Raw genomic sequence first — 14,487 nt, forward strand, 5'->3', positions numbered from 1 at the left:
TCATCCGAGCACGGTATGTACAAGACCCGCGCCGGTGTGGATACGTCAGGATCCGGTCAGGTGGTCGACCAGCGTCTCGCTGATCCGGCGCAGCTGCGTGACCTGGGCCGGGGTGAGCGCGTCGAACAGGTGCCGGCGTACGCCCTCGACGTGGCCGGGCGCGGCGGCCGCGAGCGTCGCGAAGCCGGCGTCGGTGAGGTGGGCAATCTGGCCCCGCCGGTCCGTCGGGCAGTCCTCCCGCCGCACCCAGCCGGCGTCCTCGAGTCGCGCCACGGCGTGCGAGAGCCGGCTGCGCGACGAGCCGGTCACGTCCGCCAGCTCGCTCATGCGCAGCCGGCGCTCGGGTGCCTCGGAGAGCCGGACCAGGATCTCGTAGTACGCGTGCGGCATCCCCGCGTCGCGTTGCAGCTCGCGGTCCAGGTTCTCCATGAGCCCCCGCGTGGCGGCGAGGAACGCCCGCCAGGTGCGCTGCTCGTCCGGATCCAACCACCGTGTCATGACCCCCATCATACGGCGGTTAGTTGAGAGTTCAACAAAACCGAGCTACCGTCGACGCATGGGAATCCACCGGCTCAACCACGCGGTCCTCTACGTCAGCGACCTCGCGCGCAGCGTCGCCTTCTACCGGGACGTGCTGGGCTTCCGGCAGGTCGAGATGACCCCGGACGGCTTCCGCGGCGCCGCCTTCCTCCAGGCGCCCGACTCCACCAACGACCACGACCTCGGCCTCTTCGAGATCGGCGCGGCCGCGGGCCGCTCGACGGCCGGCCGCGCCACCGTGGGCCTCTACCACCTGGCCTGGGAGGTGGACACGCTCGACGAACTCGCCGCCACCGCCGAGCGGCTGGCCGCCGCCGGCGCGCTCGTCGGCGCGTCCGACCACGGCAGCACCAAGAGCCTCTACGGGCAGGACCCGGACGGCCTGGAGTTCGAGATCGTCTGGCTCGTCCCGGCGGACCTGCTCGACGACGCCGCGCTGGACGCGCGCAAGCGCATCGGCCGGCTCGACCTCGACCGGGAGCGGCAGCGCTACGGCGGCCAGACCCGCGGCGGGGTGGGCATCTCCGTGTCCGCCTGAACCGGCCGTGCGGTAGAACGGCAGGATGTCCAGCGACCCGATCGCCCCCGTCCTGCGTGAACTGCTCGTCCGGCAGCTGGAGGCCTGGCTGCCGGCGGCCCTGAAGCGCTCCCGCCGCGCCACCCTCGCCCTGGCGTACGCCGACGGGGACGCCCGTGGCGCGGACGACGCGCTGCGGGCGGTCGCCGCGCAGGCGGACCGGCTGCGCGGTAGCCGGCTCGCGGTGGTCGTGCTCGCCGCCGGGGCGGCCGACCTGCCGGCGCGGCTCGGGCCGATCGAGGCCGCGCTACCGGCCGACGTGGCCGTGCACGTGGTGCCGGGCGGTCCGGACCGCCTGCCCGTCGCGTTGAAGGCGGCCGGTGCCGCCGGCGCCCCGCTCCTGTCCGTCGTGGACCTCGGCGTCCCGACGGCGGGCGCGGCCGGCACCGCCGATCCGACCCCGCCCGCGGGCCTGGACCCGGCCGTGCTGGCCGCCGCGGCCGGCGGCCGGCCCTCCGAACTGCTGCTCTGGGGCGGCGGACCCGCCCGCGGCGCGCTGACGGCGGCCGGATTCCCGCTGGTGGCCGAGGCGGAGCTGGTGGCCGGCGAGGGCGGGACGGGAACGGCGATCACGCTCGGCACCGGGTGGGACCGCAGCCTGGAGGCGTTCAAGGACGCGCTGTGGGCGGTCGACGCCGGCCTGCGGTACGGCGATCCGGCCGACCCGGAACACCTGCTGGACGTCTCGCGTGACCCGGATCCCGGCCCCCTGCGCCGGGAACTGCTCGCCGAGCTGGCCCGCTCCGGTCCGCGTACGGTCAGCGAGCTGCGCCGCCACACGCTGACCGCCACCGTCTACCGGTCGGCCGACGCCGTGCGGGCGCTGACCGGGCTGGTCGACGACGGCGAGGTGGTCCGCGAGCGGGAGTCCGGGCGGCTCGCCGGTGACGAGTTCATCTCCCTCGCCGGTTGAGGGCTCCCGCCGGGAGCCCGCGGCGCACCACGACGGGCGGGCGCCCTCCCGCCGTGATGACCGTCGGACAGGCGGATCTCAGTACCGGGTCTTCACCAGGAACGCGTAGCCGACCACCTTGGTGCCGTTCCAGTTGTACATGGGGTAGCACGGCCCCGGCGACGTCCACGACGAGACGTACGTCGGGCGCGCCGCCTTGCACGCCGACAACGTCGGGTAGAGCGGGCTCGTGTAGTCGGCGAGAGCGGGCGAGGCGGTGCCCAGCACCAGGCCACCGGCGAGTGCGGCGGCGGCCACGAGGCTGCGGGTGCGGGGACGACGCAGGCGGTTCGCCATCTGTTCTCCGTTCCGTACGGGCGGATCCATTGAGGATCTTGACGTACGGAGCATAACGGCGTTCGCTGCTGACCACCCGGCGTCCGGCGCCCAAGATCAGAAATGCGACACGACGACTGCCCCGGGGTGCCGGTGGTGTCACCGGCACCCCGCGCGACCTCGGGAGCTCACCGCCGGGACTTGTCCTGCTTCCACGACAGCGGACCGGGCAGGTCCACCCGGTGCGCGCGAGCCCGGGAGTTCCAGGACCACCGGCCGATCTTGATGCTCCACGAGGAGAAGCCGTTCTCGGTGAAGTTGAGGATCAGCGGCCCGATCTTCTGCCGCTTGCGGAACATCACACCCATCGCCGAACTCCCTTCCTCGCCGTGCCTGCCTGCCGTCGGAATCGTCAATGCCCGCGCGGCCGGATCGGGAAACTCGGAGGCGTTCCAGGGTGGACTCAGCGCACGGAGTGCGGCGACCCGCGCCACGTCTCGGCCGGCGGCCGGGGCCGCACGACGCGCGCGGACGGGGGTTGCTCACGGCCGGCCCGGAACGCCCCGGGGCTGACGCCGACCTCCCGCGTGAAGAACCGGCCGAAGTTGGTCGGCTCGGAGAAGCCCAGCCCGCGGCCGATCCGGGCGATCGGCTCGTCGGTGGCGGCGAGCAGGCGGCTGGCCTGCAACGCCACCCGCTCGTCGATCACCTGCTTGGCGCTGCGTCCGGTCACCGCGAGGCAGGCGCGGGTGAGCGTACGCACCGAGCAGCCCAGCCGGGCGGCGTAGTCCTCCACCCGGCGGGTGTGCCGGTAGCCGCGCTCGACCTCGCGGCAGAAGCGCCGGAAGGTGGTCTCCTCGGGCCGGGGCGCCGGCCGCGCCTCGTTGCTCAGGGCGAGCCGGAGGAGCAGCACGGCGAGCTGGTGACGGAGCAACCCCCGGGCGGCGGCCACCCCGCGGTGCCGCGCACAGTCGACGGCGAGCTGACTCACCTCGGTGATGACCGCGTCCTCGTCCTCGCCGGCGAGCTGCCGCCACGCCGGTACCGCGTCCGGGTCGACGTCGAGGCCGCGCAGGGCCGCGGCGTCCCAGCGCACCACGGTGGCGTCGAGCCGCGGGCAGGGGCAGCGCAGCACCTGCCCGACGTGCACCCGCAACAGGGTGCCGGGACGGCAGGGGAGCGGTTGGAAGTCCAGCTCGGCGTCGCCGTGCCCGCTCGTGGCCAGCACCAGCAGGTCCTTGTCGACGAGCACCGGACGCCGCCAGCCGGGATCGCCGGCCAGGTCGGCCAGGGCGAGGGTCTCTATCTCGACCGGGAAGGGGAGCGCGTCGCTGACCGATGCCGGGGGGAACTGACCGCAGAAGACCATCGCAGGTGACGGTAGTCGGCGTCGCAGGTCAACGCATCCCGACACCGCGGGCGGGCGCCTCTCCGGCACCGGCCCGACGCCCTCGCCGGCGTCCGGTGCCGATCACGCTCGTCCCGGCCGGGCTTGTCCCGGTCGGCGCCGCCGGGCTACGTTACCCGGCGGTAGCGTCGTCCGGGACGGCGCGGCCGTGCCGCGTGGAGGTCGCGGACGGCGCGCGGGATCGGCGGACGGCCGGCGACTCGCGATGGGGTGAGCATGACGGATCTGTTCTCGGTCGAAGGCAAGACGGTCCTGGTCACGGGCGGATCCCGAGGGATCGGTCTGATGATCGCCGAGGGCTTCGTGCGCGCCGGCGCCCACGTGGTCATCTCGTCCCGCAAGGCGGACGTGTGCGCGTCGGTGGCCGAGAAGCTCTCCGCCGAGGGTCGGTGCGAGGCGATCCCGGCGGACCTGTCCAGCGACGCCGGCGCCGAAGGGCTCGCCGCCGCGGTCCGCGAGCGCTTCGACCGGCTCGACGTGCTGGTGAACAACGCGGGCGCCACGTGGGGCGCGCCGCTGGAGGCGTACCCGGAGAGCGCGTTCGACAAGCTCTGGGCGGTCAACGTCAAGGCCGTCTTCCGGCTCACCACCGCGCTGCTGCCGGCGTTGCGGGCCGCGGCCAGCGAAGACGATCCCGCCCGGGTGATCAACATCGGTTCCATCGACGGGATCCGGGTGCCGTGGATGGAGGTGTACGCGTACTCGGCCACCAAGGCGGCCGTGCACATGCTCACCCGCAGCCTCGCCCACCAGCTCGCGGGGGAGCGGATCACCGTGAACGCGATCGCGCCCGGCCCGTTCGAGAGCAAGATGATGGCGTTCGCGCTGGACGACCCGGCGTCCCGGGCGGCCATCGAGCAGCAGGTGCCGCTGGGCCGGATCGGCCGGCCCGAGGACATGGCCGGTACGGCGATCTACCTGTCCTCGCGCGCCGGGGCATACCTCACCGGAGCGGTCATTCCGGTCGACGGCGGCATCACCACCCACGGCTGAACGTCGGCCCGGCCCGGGGGGCGGGCGGCCCGACGTACGCCCGGGTGTGGTGGAGCCGCGCGGACTCGGCAGATCCGCGCGGCCCCGGTGGCCGGATGGCCGGTGTTACCCGGTGTGACGGTGCTCAGCGGCCGGCGAGCAGCCGGTTGACCGCTGTGTCGACGTCCAGGTGCTCGGCCTCGCGGCCGCGCGGGACGACGACGTAGGTCCGCCGCAGGAAGCGCACCAGGACGCTCCTCGGCACCTCGAAGAGAGCGTTGCCGTCGGGTGACGACAGCGCCAGCGCGACGAAGTCGCCGCGCGGGGTGGCCCACGGCCACACCCGGACGTCGCCGATACCAGCCGGCTCGTCGAGACCCGTGACCAGCAGTTCCCGCGCGAACGACCAGCTGACGGCCTCGCCCCCCGCCGACTCGGCGTGGAACAGGACATGGACCGCATACGGGTCAGCAGGGTCGTAACGCAGGCTGGCACGCACCGGCAAGGCGGTGGCGTCAGGCGCGACGAGCCTTAGCGACGTCTCGACCTCTACGGTCGTCGGTCGGATGACACTCATGGACGTTCTCCCCCCGGCACCGCTGCGGAACGCGCGTGTCCCGCTTTTCCCATACTCAGGTGCTACTCCTGGCTACGCTCCGCCATACGCTGACTTCACCCAGTGGTGGGAAGGGGTTCGGAAAGGCCTCCTGAATGTGAAAATTCATGTAGGATTTCCGGTTCTGCCCAGTGCGTCGTCCCGCCCGGCATCGGGTGGTTCAGTCGTCGACTTACTCCGGTAACGTCCAGTCGTCGGAAGGGGTGACGGTCCCGAGCGACACTAGGGGGTGAAATGGTCACGAAACGATCCTCAGTGGATCCGATCGCGGCGCCCGGCCCACCGAAAGTCGCGGTCCGAGCAGCCGAAAAGCGGGGGTACGCGGTGCCGATGGAGCAGCACGACCGGTCCGGTCGGCCGGCCGTGGGTGACGGGACGCCGGAACGGGGCGCGGCAGGTGTCGCCCTCGCCGAACGGCGGCGCCCCCGGTGGCGGCAGCGCCTGTCCCTGACCCTCGATCTCATCCGGGCGAACCCCACGGGCCGGATCGCCCTGAAGATCTTCGTGGCCATCGCCGGTGCGATCGTCGTCACGGTCGGCGTTGCCCTCATCCCCCTGCCCGGGCCGGGCTGGCTGCTGGTGATCGCCGGCCTCGGCATCTGGGCCGTGGAGTTCCACTGGGCCAAGCGACTGCTCGCCTTCACCCGCCGCAACGTCCAGAGCTGGACCCGGTGGGTGACGCGACAGTCACTCGCGGTGCGCTTCGTGCTGGGCGCGGTGGGCCTCGTCTTCGTGGCGGCCGTGCTCTGGCTCTCCCTCAAGTACAGCCTCGGCATCGACGTGGTCGCCCGGATCATGCACTACCTCGCGACGCACTGACCCCGGATTCGCCGTCCGCCCACAGGATCAGGTACAGTCATCCGCGCTGAGGGCGATTAGCTCAGCGGGAGAGCGCTTCGTTCACACCGAAGAGGTCACTGGTTCGATCCCAGTATCGCCCACGCAGGTCAAAGGCCATTCCCGGTCATCGGGGGTGGCCTTTTTGCTGCCCGTACAGCAGCCGAGGTCGTTCTGTGCGGGCGCTACCGAGGTGTGGTGAACGTGGCCGACGTGCTGAGGGTCGAGGATCTTCGCCGGGTGTGCGGCATGCTGCTGGACGCAGCGGAGAAGCGGTTCGGCGCGGAGGTCGATCTGTCGGGCCTCGGTGTCGACCACTATTGGAACGTCGACCTGCGGTCCGCGTTCGAGCTGGCGCATGACCCGGCGGCGGCAATCGACGTCGGGCAGAGCAGTGACGACGTTGCGGAACTGCGCGCGCTGCTGCGCACGACATGCCGGTGCTCTGGCACGACCTGCAACACCTCGCGGGCGTTCTGCGGCTGCTGGCGTACCTCGACCTGCCAGCCGCCAGCACTGGCGACAGCTGACGGTGCACCCTGCGCATCTGAGCCGCCGGGACCTGACCGGGTGTGTGTCAGATGCCGAGGAAATCGCCGAGGCGCTTGAGGGCGTCGCGGGTCGCCTTCGATGAGACCTGGGTGTATCTCCATTGTCACGGAGAAACGGGCGTGCCGGGGAGCTGCATGGCGACTCTCGGGTGGACGTCGAGGTCGGCCAGGAGCGTGGCGCCGGTGCGGCGGGCGTCGTGAACGGTGATCGGCGTGACGTTGGCTCTCCCGCATCTCGTCTGCCAGGAGCGTTGGAAGTTGCGCGGCTCGATGGGTGTGCCGTGGCGGATGGTGAAGACGTCCTTGCCCTGGGCATAGCATTGGCAGGTCCGGGCCACCTGGTTGATCCAGATCTGCACGTCCCGCGACTGGAGCCGGTCGAGCCGATTGGCCCCGAGGCCGGGGGCGATGTAGCGGCGGACGAACGTCTCGCAGGTCGCCAGCGCAACGTCAGCGCCTCACCGTGCCAGGCGAGACCGTCGCCGCCGAGCTGGTCCGCGACCTCGCCGCGAAGCCCTGGCCTCTCGCACGCTTGCATGGCCCGCACAAAGATCGTCTTTGGGGGAATGACGCAAGGGTGTTGACGGCTTAGAAGTAGGGGTCCAGGTAGCTGCCCCAATTCCAGTGACCGTCTACCGCGAAACCAATGTACGTGTTGATGGTGGCTGGGACCGAAGGCCCGTCCAGCACAGAGGTGAAGTAGTAGATGCCGTTACCTGGGTCGAGACAGGCTTGCCACGTGTAGGTTCCGGCGGCGAGAGTTATGTCTCGGAGCCAGATGTTCTCAGAGCCTCTCACGGTGCCCCACGCGTACCGCCCGCTAGCCAACGTGATGGACCTGGTTTGGCATGACCTAGCCATGGAGTCGTTAGGGCTTGCCGATATCCACTGGATCTTGTCGAGGTATGCGGTTTGGGCCGCCTGCGCGGGTGAACCTAGCGCCAAGAGTGCGGCAGTTGCCGTCACGACCACCGCGAGAAAGGCCCGAGTCCTCTTGAGCATCTACGCCTCCTTGGTCGACGCTCGGCATCGACCCTCGTCATGCTGATATAGCGGACTGGCCGGACCGGTCCTCCGCCCAGTTATCGAGCCGGACAGTAGGCATCCCCGTGCTATGCAGACGGATGGAGGCTAGCAGATCAACCCGGCCCCGCGGCCTCATCGCTCCACTTAGTACCGATCATCGCCTCGAGGCAACAGTGCCCGGTCACAGGTCAGTGCGGATCGTCGCCGGTGGATACTTCTGCTGTTCGTGCCGCCTCCCGGATCGACCACCTCGCCATCCAGCACTGGGTGACGGAGCTCGGCGCCGTGGCAGAGCCGCCGGCGGCCTTCCGAGGCCGTCCAAGACCGGTGGCACGCCGTCGACGAACCCACCTCGTCGCGCTCGTCTGCGCTGGCGCACGGTGTAGCACGAACGCCCGCCGAGTAGCCACGGCGCTCCACACGGCCGGACTATCCCGTACGTCCCGCGCCTGGCGTTCACACCGAAGCGTCATGGGCAGTCTTCCACTGCTCGGGACCGGCCGCCCGTCCCCGGCTTTGGCGAAGCTGTCCCGACCGAGCGGGCCGGATCCCGTACGCTTCGGCCGTGTTCACCCCGATCCGCACGCGCCGGCTCACCCTTCGGCCGGTCACGATGGACGACCTTGACGACGTGTACGCGTACCAGCGCCGGCCCGACGTGTGCCGCTGGATGCTCGGCAATGAGCCGCGCAGCCGCGAGCAGTCGCGGGAGTCGGTGGCGGCGATGACAAACGAGGACGCGCTGCGTGCCGAGGGCGACGTCCTGACCTTGGCCGCGGAGGCGAATGGGCGGGTGACCGGCACCGTTGAGCTGGTCTGGCGGAGCCAGGCCGACCGCACCGCCGAGATCGGGTACGTTTTCAACCCGGAGTTCTCGGGCCGGGGGCTGGCCACCGAGGCCGTGGCGGCGCTGCTGGGATGGGGCTTCGAGGAGTTCGGCCTGCACCGCGTCTACGGCCGGTGCCACGCCGGCAACGAGGCATCGGCCCGGCTGATGACCCGGCTGGGGATGCGGTGCGAGGCGCGGCATGTCGAGAGCTACCTGTTCCGCGGCGAGTGGACCGACCAGCTCGTGTTCGCGATGTTGGCCCGGGAATGGCTGTCGCGACCGGGACAAACGAGGGGGCGAGGCACCGTTGCGCCGGCGCGGAAGTCGGTGCGCGGTGTGTGAGGGGTTATAAGGGCGCAGGCAGGCCGGTAGCGTTGGTGGGACGGCGGCCCGGGGGCCGATGGTGCATCCCGCGCTACGAGGAGGTTCGGGATGGATTCCTTGCCGGAACTGACCTTCGGGCAGCGGTTGAAGGTCTACCGGGAGCGGTCGGGGAAGACGCGCGCGGTGCTCGGTGGGTTGGTGGGTCGCAGCGCCGAGTGGGTCAAGGCGGTGGAGACCGACCGGATCCTGCCGCCGCGCATCCACATGCTGGATCGCATCGCGCGTGCGCTCAAGGTCGACGTGTCAGCGTTGATCGGGGAGTTGAGCGACCGGTCCGCCGTGGTCAACGGGCCGGAGCATCCGGCACTTGCGTCGGTACGGGACGCCGTGAACCGCTTCGTACTCTCCGAGGAGGCTCCCGCCGAGTCGTTGACGAGCTTGAGAGATCGGCTTGCGATGGCGTGGCGGGCACGCCATCAGGCGTCCGACCACCGAACGGTGCTGGGCGGGTTGCTGCCGGGGCTGCTGCATGATGTGCAGCGCGCCGCGTTGGGGTACGAGGGTGACGAGCGCCGGCAGGCGCAGGCGCTGTTGGCGGAGACGCTTGGGCTCACGCAGATGTTTCTCGCCTACCAACCCGCCGCCGAGCTGTTGTGGCGGGTCGCGGACCGGGCGATGGTGGCGGCGCAGGAGTCCGGCAACCCGGAGGCGGTGGCGTGCGCGGCATGGTTCCTGTGCCAGGTGCATCGGGACGCCGGCGACTGGGACACGGCTATGGCGGTGACACTGGACGTCCTGTCGACGCTGGAGCCACGGACGGCGGACGGGAACACGAATCTGCTGGCGCTCTGGGGTGCGCTGAACTTCGAGGCCGCGTACACCGCCGCTCGTGCTGGTGAGGAAGGCCGCGCCTGGCGGTACTGGGATCGCGCGGACCGGGTGGCGCAGCGCCTGCCGCAGGACTTCTACCAGCCGCAGACGTCATTCTCCCGCGTCATCATGGGCGCTCACGCGGTGACGGTGGCGGTGGAGTTGCAGAAGTCCGGTGAGGCGGTGCGGCAGGCACGCCGTCATGATTCGGCGGCGATCCCGTCGAGGCCGCGTCGGGCGCGTCATCTGATCGAGGTCGCGCGGGCGCACTACGGCAAGGACGACAAGGAACTGGCCGTGACAACCCTCCGGCGGGCCTACGAGTCGGCCCCGGAAACGATTCGCTTCAACGGGTACGCCCGCCAGATCACCTTGGACCTGCTCGATGGCCCGCGTTCCACCCGTGCCGACGCCCGTGATCTCGCCCTGAAGGTCGGGCTTCTCTCCTGATCTACGGGTACGAACCGTACCCGTTCCGCTCGGCGACCGCCCGTAGCTTCTTGCTCACGGGATGCGGCGGGCGGTGCGGCTGTCGCCTGGTCGTCGCGTCCCTCTCAGCTGCGAGGGCATGAGGCCGCCCTCGTGATCGACGAGGGAGGGTATGTGCGGCGTGTCTCGTATGACGACTACCTCTCGGCTACCGCGCTGACTCTCGCCCGCAGGCATCGGCCGGTGTGGTCATGGAAGCTCTGGCGGCGCGTCTGCCGCTGTGGAGCAGACCTTCCCTGCCGTGCCCGGCATCGGGTTCCGATCAACCGTGGCCATTGGCCGCAGGAGGATGAGCAGTGAGAAGCGGGCAGGAGCAGACGATCGTCGCCGTGCACATCCGAGGGCTCGATGGCATGTGCGTTGGCTGCCGCGCCTGGTGGTCACGGCTGACTCCGTACCCGTGCTGGCAGGTGGAATGGGCGACCAGCCAGCAGGCCCGGACAATCACCGCTCGTTTCCTGGAGGGTGTGCGGTGACCACCCATGGCCCGGTCATGCCGATCTGGAGCTGCGGAGGCTGCGACCTGCCCTGGCCCTGCCCGACGCGGAAGCGGGAGCTGCGGGCCGAGTATGCCGACGCCCCGGTGTCGCTGGCCCTCTACCTCGGCTCCTACCTCGTCCAAGCCACCGAGGACATGCCCTGGACACCGGCCGGCGTGCTGCACCGCCGCTTCCTCGGCTGGACCAGGGCGGCCGACCAGCCCATGCCAGCAGTACAGCAGCGAAGTACAGCAACTGTGCCAGCCGAACCGAGCCGAGAAGCGCCTCAACAGGCCGTCTGACCTCGTACCAAGCCCGGTCCAACCGGCTCGCCGAGAGTTCACACCGAAGAGGTCACTGGTTCGATCCCCAGTATCGCCCACGCACGTAAAGGGCCATTCCCTTTCATCGGGGGTGCCCGTACAGCAGCTCGCCGTGCCCCAGCACCTGCATGGGGGCTCGCAGGTGGACGTCCAGGGCGGCCAGCCGGGGTTCACCAGCTGATTCTGGCCGCCACCGGCAGGTGGTCGCTGCCGGTGGCCGGCAGCACCCACGAGCTCGTCGGCTCCACGCCGCGGACCAGGATCTGGTCGATCCGCACCATCGGGAACGCTGCCGGCCAGGTGAAGCCGAAGCGGTCCCCGGCCGCGTCGTGAGCCGAGCGCAGTTGCGAGGTGATGCCGGCGAACGCGCGGTCGTCCGTGGTGCCGTTCAGATCGCCGAGCAGCACCACCCGCTCGTTCTGCTCGGCGGCGATGGCCTCGCCGAGCGCCTGCGCGTTCCGGTCCCGGTGGGCCGTCGAGAAGCCCGCCCTGGGATTGACCCGTACGGACCCCAGGTGGGCCACGTACACCGCCAGCGGGCCCTGGTCCGTGCTCACCGTGGTGCGCAGCGCCCGGGTGTAGCCCATCCTGATGTCGACCGGCTGGGTGGCCGCCAGCGGCCCGGCGTCCATCTTGATGTCGACCGGCTGGGTGTCCGACAGTGGCAGCTTGCTCCACAGCCCGACCGTGCCCTGCACCGCGTGGTACGGGTACGCCTCCGACAGCGCATCCTCGTACGTGCCCCGGGCCTGCTCGGTCAGCTCCACCAAGGCCAGCACGTCCGCCCCGGAGGCGGCCAGGTCGCGGGCCGTGCCGACCGGGTCGGAATTGCCGGCGCCGACGTTGTGCTCGGCCACGGTGAGGTCGCCGCCGGGGTGGGACCTGTCGCCCAGCAGCCCGCCGAAGAGGTTCAGCCACACCACGGCCGGCACCAGCAGCGCGACCACCGCGGAGGCGGAGCGACGCCACAGCGCCCCGATCAGCAGTACGGGGATGAACAGACCGAACCACGGCAGGAAGGTCTCCACCAGGCTGCCGACGTTCCCGATCCGGTTCGGGATCTTCGCATGTAGCAGCATGAGGAGCCCGAGCAGGAGTGCCAGCGCCGCGATCGGTCGGCCGCGCTTCCAGGGGCCCGGCCGGGAGGCGGCGCGTATCGCCCGGCGGATGCGGGCACGGCCGGTTCCGGCGCCGGCATCCCGGCTGCTGGCGTCGTCCCGCCCGGACTCCGCCTCGTCCACCCTCGTCATGTCTGTCCTCGCTCACGTGCCGGTCACTGCTGCGGCCTCGGGTCTCGGGTGAGGTCGGCCGGGCCGGTCAGGTGGTCGTCGGGTGCCCCGACCAAGGCTCTCCACCGTGTTCCGGATACCGGCGGCAGCGGTGAGCAGGAGCATCCGGATCCCGGCGTCGGACCCGGCGGGGCTCCGGCCCACCTCGTCACCCGTGCTCTCCGTATCCCTCGTCTTCCGGCAATACGGTCTCAAGCGGGAGTTAAGGGTTCTGTAAAGGCCCGCCGGAGCCATCCGATCGTGCCGTGGATTCGGTGACAGATCCTCCCTGGGCGCCGACGCGGCTGCGCCTGCCCGGGGCGTCCGTCAGGTTCCATGAGCGGTGGGGAGCGCGGGCGGCCTCACATCCGGGCTCTCAGCACATCCCACCTCGCCGCCCGGCGCGGCCGGGTCGGGAAGCCGTGCTCGACCAGCCAACGGACCGCCACCAGGCTGCGCCACGACCACCATCCGCGGATCACGTCGAGGTCGACATCGGTGCGGTAGCCGGCGACCACGTCGTCAAGGTGCTCCTCGTGTCCGAGCGTCAGGACGGCGAGGTCGTACAGGGCGTCGCTCTGGCGCGGTAGCGTGTCGGCATGTACGAGGCGCCCGAAAGCGACGATTACGAGGCCGAGTCCGAGCCGGTGCGGGTCGTGCCGGAGGCGACCGCTGCGGGGGACTGGTTCATCCTCGCCGCCATCGCGGTCGCGGTCGCAGGTCTGCTCGGGTGGCGTCGATGGAGCCGACGCAGCTAGGCCGTCGAGAAGTCACGCCTCGGAGTCGGGGTTGCCGGATGCCTCCTGCCCGATCGGCGAGGCGGAGAACTCCAACGACCGTCTCCGGCTCCGCAGCGCGTCGAGTAGCGCGACCAGGGCCAGCACCCCGGCAACCACGCTCAACCCGACCATCGGCGTCCCGTGGACCAACGCCGGCGTGAGCAGCAACAGGGCCGCCAAGCCGGTCATCTGGGATCGGGGAGCGCTGCCGAAGATCTCGTACTCCAGCCGCATCCGGGCGACGAGGAAGAGCACCGGGCCGCCTACCACGAACAGAAGCCAGCTTGGCCGCGGCGGCCCGTACGGATGATCGATCACCAGCTCGTAGCCGACCGCGGTGACGAGCACGCTGAGCACGACCAGCAGATGCGTCCGTTCCGACGCTGCGCCCAGCCGGCCGGGCATGGCCGCCCGGCCAAACGCCTCGGTCAGCAGCAGACCGGCGCGGTGGAAGTAGATCCGCCAGAGCAGCGCGCTGGTGGCGAACGCGATTCCGAAGGCGGCGGCCCGCCACGCCGAGTATTCCGTCCCGCTGAAGACCACGCCGATGACCAGAATCGACTCACCCAGCGCGATGAGGAAGATCTGCTGGTAGCGGTCGGCAAGATGCGTCCCGGCGATCCGCCAGCGGCCCACCGCCGAGGCCCCGAGCCGCGGCAGCGGCCAGCCCAGGGCCCAGGCGAGGTAGTCGCCAGCGAGGGCGGCAACCCACAGTGGCAGGCGAAGGTCGTCCGGGCCCAACGCGCCGGCCAGCCACAGCGGAGCGGTCGCCGCCGACCACGCGGCAAGCCGGAACGGCACCAGCCGTCGCGGATGGCCACGCAGCGCGGCGGCGACCACCAGCGGCCGCACCACCATCACCAACAGGTACGCGACCGCGAACGGCAGCGCTCGCTCCTCCATGGCACGTGGCAGCGTCACCGCCATGACGAGGCCGGCGAACATGGTGCCGACCACGACGGCCTGGATGATCGGCCGCTCTGGTTCGTAGCGACTGGTGATCCAGGCGGTGTGCGACCAGATCAGCCAGAGCGCCAGGAAGAGCAGCAGCGTACGCGCACATCCCGTGACGAGCTGCCAGCCCGTGTCATCGTTCAGACCGGCAAATCGTTGCGAGACCCGGGTGAGGGCCACGACGAAGGCAAGGTCGAAGAAGAGCTCCAGGAATGTGGCGCGGCCCGAACTCCTGGGAGGGCGTAGCAGGTCCGCACCGCCTCCCACCGCCATGGTCCCGCCTCCGTCCGCCTCCCGCCGCACCAACGAGCCGACTGCGAGAGGCGTTGCTCCGGGACCGGCGGCGGACACCGCATTGTCGTTGTGGCGGCACAGGCGATCGCCGGTTCAGCCACCAGCGGGCAACCGCGGCAAGAC

General features: G+C 70.8%; 18 protein-coding genes, 1 tRNA gene and 1 pseudogene. 11 read left to right on the top strand and 9 right to left on the bottom strand.

What is annotated here, in order from left to right; all coding sequences use genetic code 11:
• Positions 1–45: 45 nt before the first annotated feature.
• On the bottom strand, positions 46–507 hold the full coding sequence (locus tag D7I43_RS16820) for a MarR family winged helix-turn-helix transcriptional regulator (RefSeq protein ID WP_120329554.1): 462 nt from the start codon (positions 505–507) through the stop codon (positions 46–48).
• A gap of 49 nt (positions 508–556) precedes the next feature.
• On the opposite strand from D7I43_RS16820, the gene D7I43_RS16825 reads away from it, so the two are divergent.
• A complete protein-coding gene (locus tag D7I43_RS16825; protein ID WP_120329459.1) occupies positions 557–1,078 on the top strand; it encodes a VOC family protein in 522 nt (173 codons plus the stop codon).
• A gap of 25 nt (positions 1,079–1,103) precedes the next feature.
• A complete protein-coding gene (locus D7I43_RS16830; protein WP_120329460.1) occupies positions 1,104–2,030 on the top strand; it encodes a hypothetical protein in 927 nt (308 codons plus the stop codon).
• Positions 2,031–2,108: 78 nt separating this feature from the next.
• Here D7I43_RS16830 and D7I43_RS16835 read toward each other — a convergent pair whose 3' ends face one another.
• The 3 genes from D7I43_RS16835 to D7I43_RS16845 form a co-directional block, all read right to left on the bottom strand.
• Positions 2,109–2,366, bottom strand: coding sequence for a hypothetical protein (locus D7I43_RS16835; RefSeq protein WP_120329461.1), 258 nt, complete (start codon positions 2,364–2,366; stop codon positions 2,109–2,111).
• Positions 2,367–2,533: 167 nt separating this feature from the next.
• On the bottom strand, positions 2,534–2,713 hold the full coding sequence (locus D7I43_RS16840) for a DUF4236 domain-containing protein (RefSeq protein ID WP_120329462.1): 180 nt from the start codon (positions 2,711–2,713) through the stop codon (positions 2,534–2,536).
• Between the two features lie 95 nt (positions 2,714–2,808).
• Positions 2,809–3,714 carry a helix-turn-helix transcriptional regulator gene (locus tag D7I43_RS16845; RefSeq protein WP_120329463.1) on the bottom strand — a complete coding sequence of 302 codons (906 nt, stop codon included), beginning with the start codon at positions 3,712–3,714 and terminating at the stop codon, positions 2,809–2,811.
• 255 nt (positions 3,715–3,969) lie between these two features.
• Between D7I43_RS16845 and D7I43_RS16850 the strand changes: the two genes are divergently transcribed.
• Complete coding sequence (locus tag D7I43_RS16850) at positions 3,970–4,746, top strand: glucose 1-dehydrogenase (protein ID WP_120329464.1); 777 nt, start codon at positions 3,970–3,972, stop codon at positions 4,744–4,746.
• A 124-nt stretch (positions 4,747–4,870) separates the two neighbouring features.
• On the opposite strand, the gene D7I43_RS16855 is transcribed toward D7I43_RS16850, so the two are convergent.
• A complete protein-coding gene (locus D7I43_RS16855; protein ID WP_007457244.1) occupies positions 4,871–5,302 on the bottom strand; it encodes an SsgA family sporulation/cell division regulator in 432 nt (143 codons plus the stop codon).
• A 273-nt stretch (positions 5,303–5,575) separates the two neighbouring features.
• Here D7I43_RS16855 and D7I43_RS16860 point away from each other — a divergent pair, with 273 nt between their 5' ends.
• The 3 genes from D7I43_RS16860 to D7I43_RS16870 all read left to right on the top strand — a co-directional run bounded on the left by D7I43_RS16860 (position 5,576) and on the right by D7I43_RS16870 (position 6,787).
• The gene (locus D7I43_RS16860; RefSeq protein WP_120329465.1) at positions 5,576–6,160 is read left to right on the top strand and encodes a TIGR02611 family protein; all 585 of its coding nucleotides are present in this window, start codon (positions 5,576–5,578) and stop codon (positions 6,158–6,160) included.
• Positions 6,161–6,210: 50 nt separating this feature from the next.
• A tRNA-Val gene (locus tag D7I43_RS16865) sits at positions 6,211–6,282 on the top strand.
• A gap of 100 nt (positions 6,283–6,382) precedes the next feature.
• Complete coding sequence (locus D7I43_RS16870) at positions 6,383–6,787, top strand: hypothetical protein (protein ID WP_240033001.1); 405 nt, start codon at positions 6,383–6,385, stop codon at positions 6,785–6,787.
• Here D7I43_RS16870 and D7I43_RS16875 read toward each other — a convergent pair.
• Positions 6,756–7,028: pseudogene (locus tag D7I43_RS16875) on the bottom strand (tyrosine-type recombinase/integrase); the annotation flags it as partial. The gene D7I43_RS16870 and the pseudogene D7I43_RS16875 sit on opposite strands and share 32 nt — an antisense overlap.
• Positions 7,029–8,320: 1,292 nt before the next feature.
• Between D7I43_RS16875 and D7I43_RS16885 the strand changes: the two are divergent.
• From D7I43_RS16885 to D7I43_RS16905, 4 genes are all read left to right on the top strand, one after another.
• On the top strand, positions 8,321–8,926 hold the full coding sequence (locus D7I43_RS16885; protein WP_240033003.1) for a GNAT family N-acetyltransferase: 606 nt from the start codon (positions 8,321–8,323) through the stop codon (positions 8,924–8,926).
• 90 nt (positions 8,927–9,016) lie between these two features.
• A complete protein-coding gene (locus D7I43_RS16890; protein WP_120329467.1) occupies positions 9,017–10,228 on the top strand; it encodes a helix-turn-helix domain-containing protein in 1,212 nt (403 codons plus the stop codon).
• Between the two features lie 335 nt (positions 10,229–10,563).
• Positions 10,564–10,743: a hypothetical protein gene (locus D7I43_RS33640; protein ID WP_120329468.1), complete on the top strand. Its 180-nt coding sequence runs from the start codon at positions 10,564–10,566 to the stop codon at positions 10,741–10,743.
• On the top strand, positions 10,740–11,048 hold the full coding sequence (locus D7I43_RS16905) for a hypothetical protein (protein WP_120329469.1): 309 nt from the start codon (positions 10,740–10,742) through the stop codon (positions 11,046–11,048). The genes D7I43_RS33640 and D7I43_RS16905 overlap by 4 nt, the downstream gene beginning before the upstream one ends.
• A 191-nt stretch (positions 11,049–11,239) precedes the next feature.
• Here D7I43_RS16905 and D7I43_RS16910 read toward each other — a convergent pair whose 3' ends face one another.
• Together D7I43_RS16910 and D7I43_RS16920 are read right to left on the bottom strand one after the other, a co-directional pair.
• A complete protein-coding gene (locus tag D7I43_RS16910) occupies positions 11,240–12,319 on the bottom strand; it encodes an endonuclease/exonuclease/phosphatase family protein (protein ID WP_120329470.1) in 1,080 nt (359 codons plus the stop codon).
• A gap of 380 nt (positions 12,320–12,699) precedes the next feature.
• Complete coding sequence (locus tag D7I43_RS16920; RefSeq protein WP_204985219.1) at positions 12,700–12,855, bottom strand: hypothetical protein; 156 nt, start codon at positions 12,853–12,855, stop codon at positions 12,700–12,702.
• A gap of 81 nt (positions 12,856–12,936) precedes the next feature.
• On the opposite strand from D7I43_RS16920, the gene D7I43_RS32750 reads away from it, so the two are divergent.
• Positions 12,937–13,095 carry a hypothetical protein gene (locus D7I43_RS32750; RefSeq protein WP_158610110.1) on the top strand — a complete coding sequence of 53 codons (159 nt, stop codon included), beginning with the start codon at positions 12,937–12,939 and terminating at the stop codon, positions 13,093–13,095.
• Positions 13,096–13,107: 12 nt separating this feature from the next.
• On the opposite strand, the gene D7I43_RS16925 is transcribed toward D7I43_RS32750, so the two are convergent.
• A complete protein-coding gene (locus D7I43_RS16925; RefSeq protein WP_120329471.1) occupies positions 13,108–14,343 on the bottom strand; it encodes a low temperature requirement protein A in 1,236 nt (411 codons plus the stop codon).
• Between the last annotated feature and the right edge of the window lie 144 nt (positions 14,344–14,487).

The sequence above is a fragment of the Micromonospora globbae genome (assembly GCF_003610785.1).
GTDB classification, from domain to species: domain Bacteria; phylum Actinomycetota; class Actinomycetes; order Mycobacteriales; family Micromonosporaceae; genus Micromonospora; species Micromonospora globbae.

Coding starts and splice junctions, on each gene's coding strand:
- D7I43_RS32750 (WP_158610110.1), top strand. CDS start 12,937: ATGTACGAGGCGCCCGAAAGCGACGATTACGAGGCCGAGTCCGAGCCG.
- D7I43_RS16830 (WP_120329460.1), top strand. CDS start 1,104: ATGTCCAGCGACCCGATCGCCCCCGTCCTGCGTGAACTGCTCGTCCGG.
- D7I43_RS16890 (WP_120329467.1), top strand. CDS start 9,017: ATGGATTCCTTGCCGGAACTGACCTTCGGGCAGCGGTTGAAGGTCTAC.
- D7I43_RS16855 (WP_007457244.1), bottom strand. CDS start 5,302: ATGAGTGTCATCCGACCGACGACCGTAGAGGTCGAGACGTCGCTAAGG.
- D7I43_RS16925 (WP_120329471.1), bottom strand. CDS start 14,343: ATGGCGGTGGGAGGCGGTGCGGACCTGCTACGCCCTCCCAGGAGTTCG.
- D7I43_RS16825 (WP_120329459.1), top strand. CDS start 557: ATGGGAATCCACCGGCTCAACCACGCGGTCCTCTACGTCAGCGACCTC.
- D7I43_RS16860 (WP_120329465.1), top strand. CDS start 5,576: ATGGTCACGAAACGATCCTCAGTGGATCCGATCGCGGCGCCCGGCCCA.
- D7I43_RS16840 (WP_120329462.1), bottom strand. CDS start 2,713: ATGGGTGTGATGTTCCGCAAGCGGCAGAAGATCGGGCCGCTGATCCTC.
- D7I43_RS16820 (WP_120329554.1), bottom strand. CDS start 507: ATGGGGGTCATGACACGGTGGTTGGATCCGGACGAGCAGCGCACCTGG.
- D7I43_RS16845 (WP_120329463.1), bottom strand. CDS start 3,714: ATGGTCTTCTGCGGTCAGTTCCCCCCGGCATCGGTCAGCGACGCGCTC.
- D7I43_RS16910 (WP_120329470.1), bottom strand. CDS start 12,319: ATGACGAGGGTGGACGAGGCGGAGTCCGGGCGGGACGACGCCAGCAGC.
- D7I43_RS16835 (WP_120329461.1), bottom strand. CDS start 2,366: ATGGCGAACCGCCTGCGTCGTCCCCGCACCCGCAGCCTCGTGGCCGCC.
- D7I43_RS16850 (WP_120329464.1), top strand. CDS start 3,970: ATGACGGATCTGTTCTCGGTCGAAGGCAAGACGGTCCTGGTCACGGGC.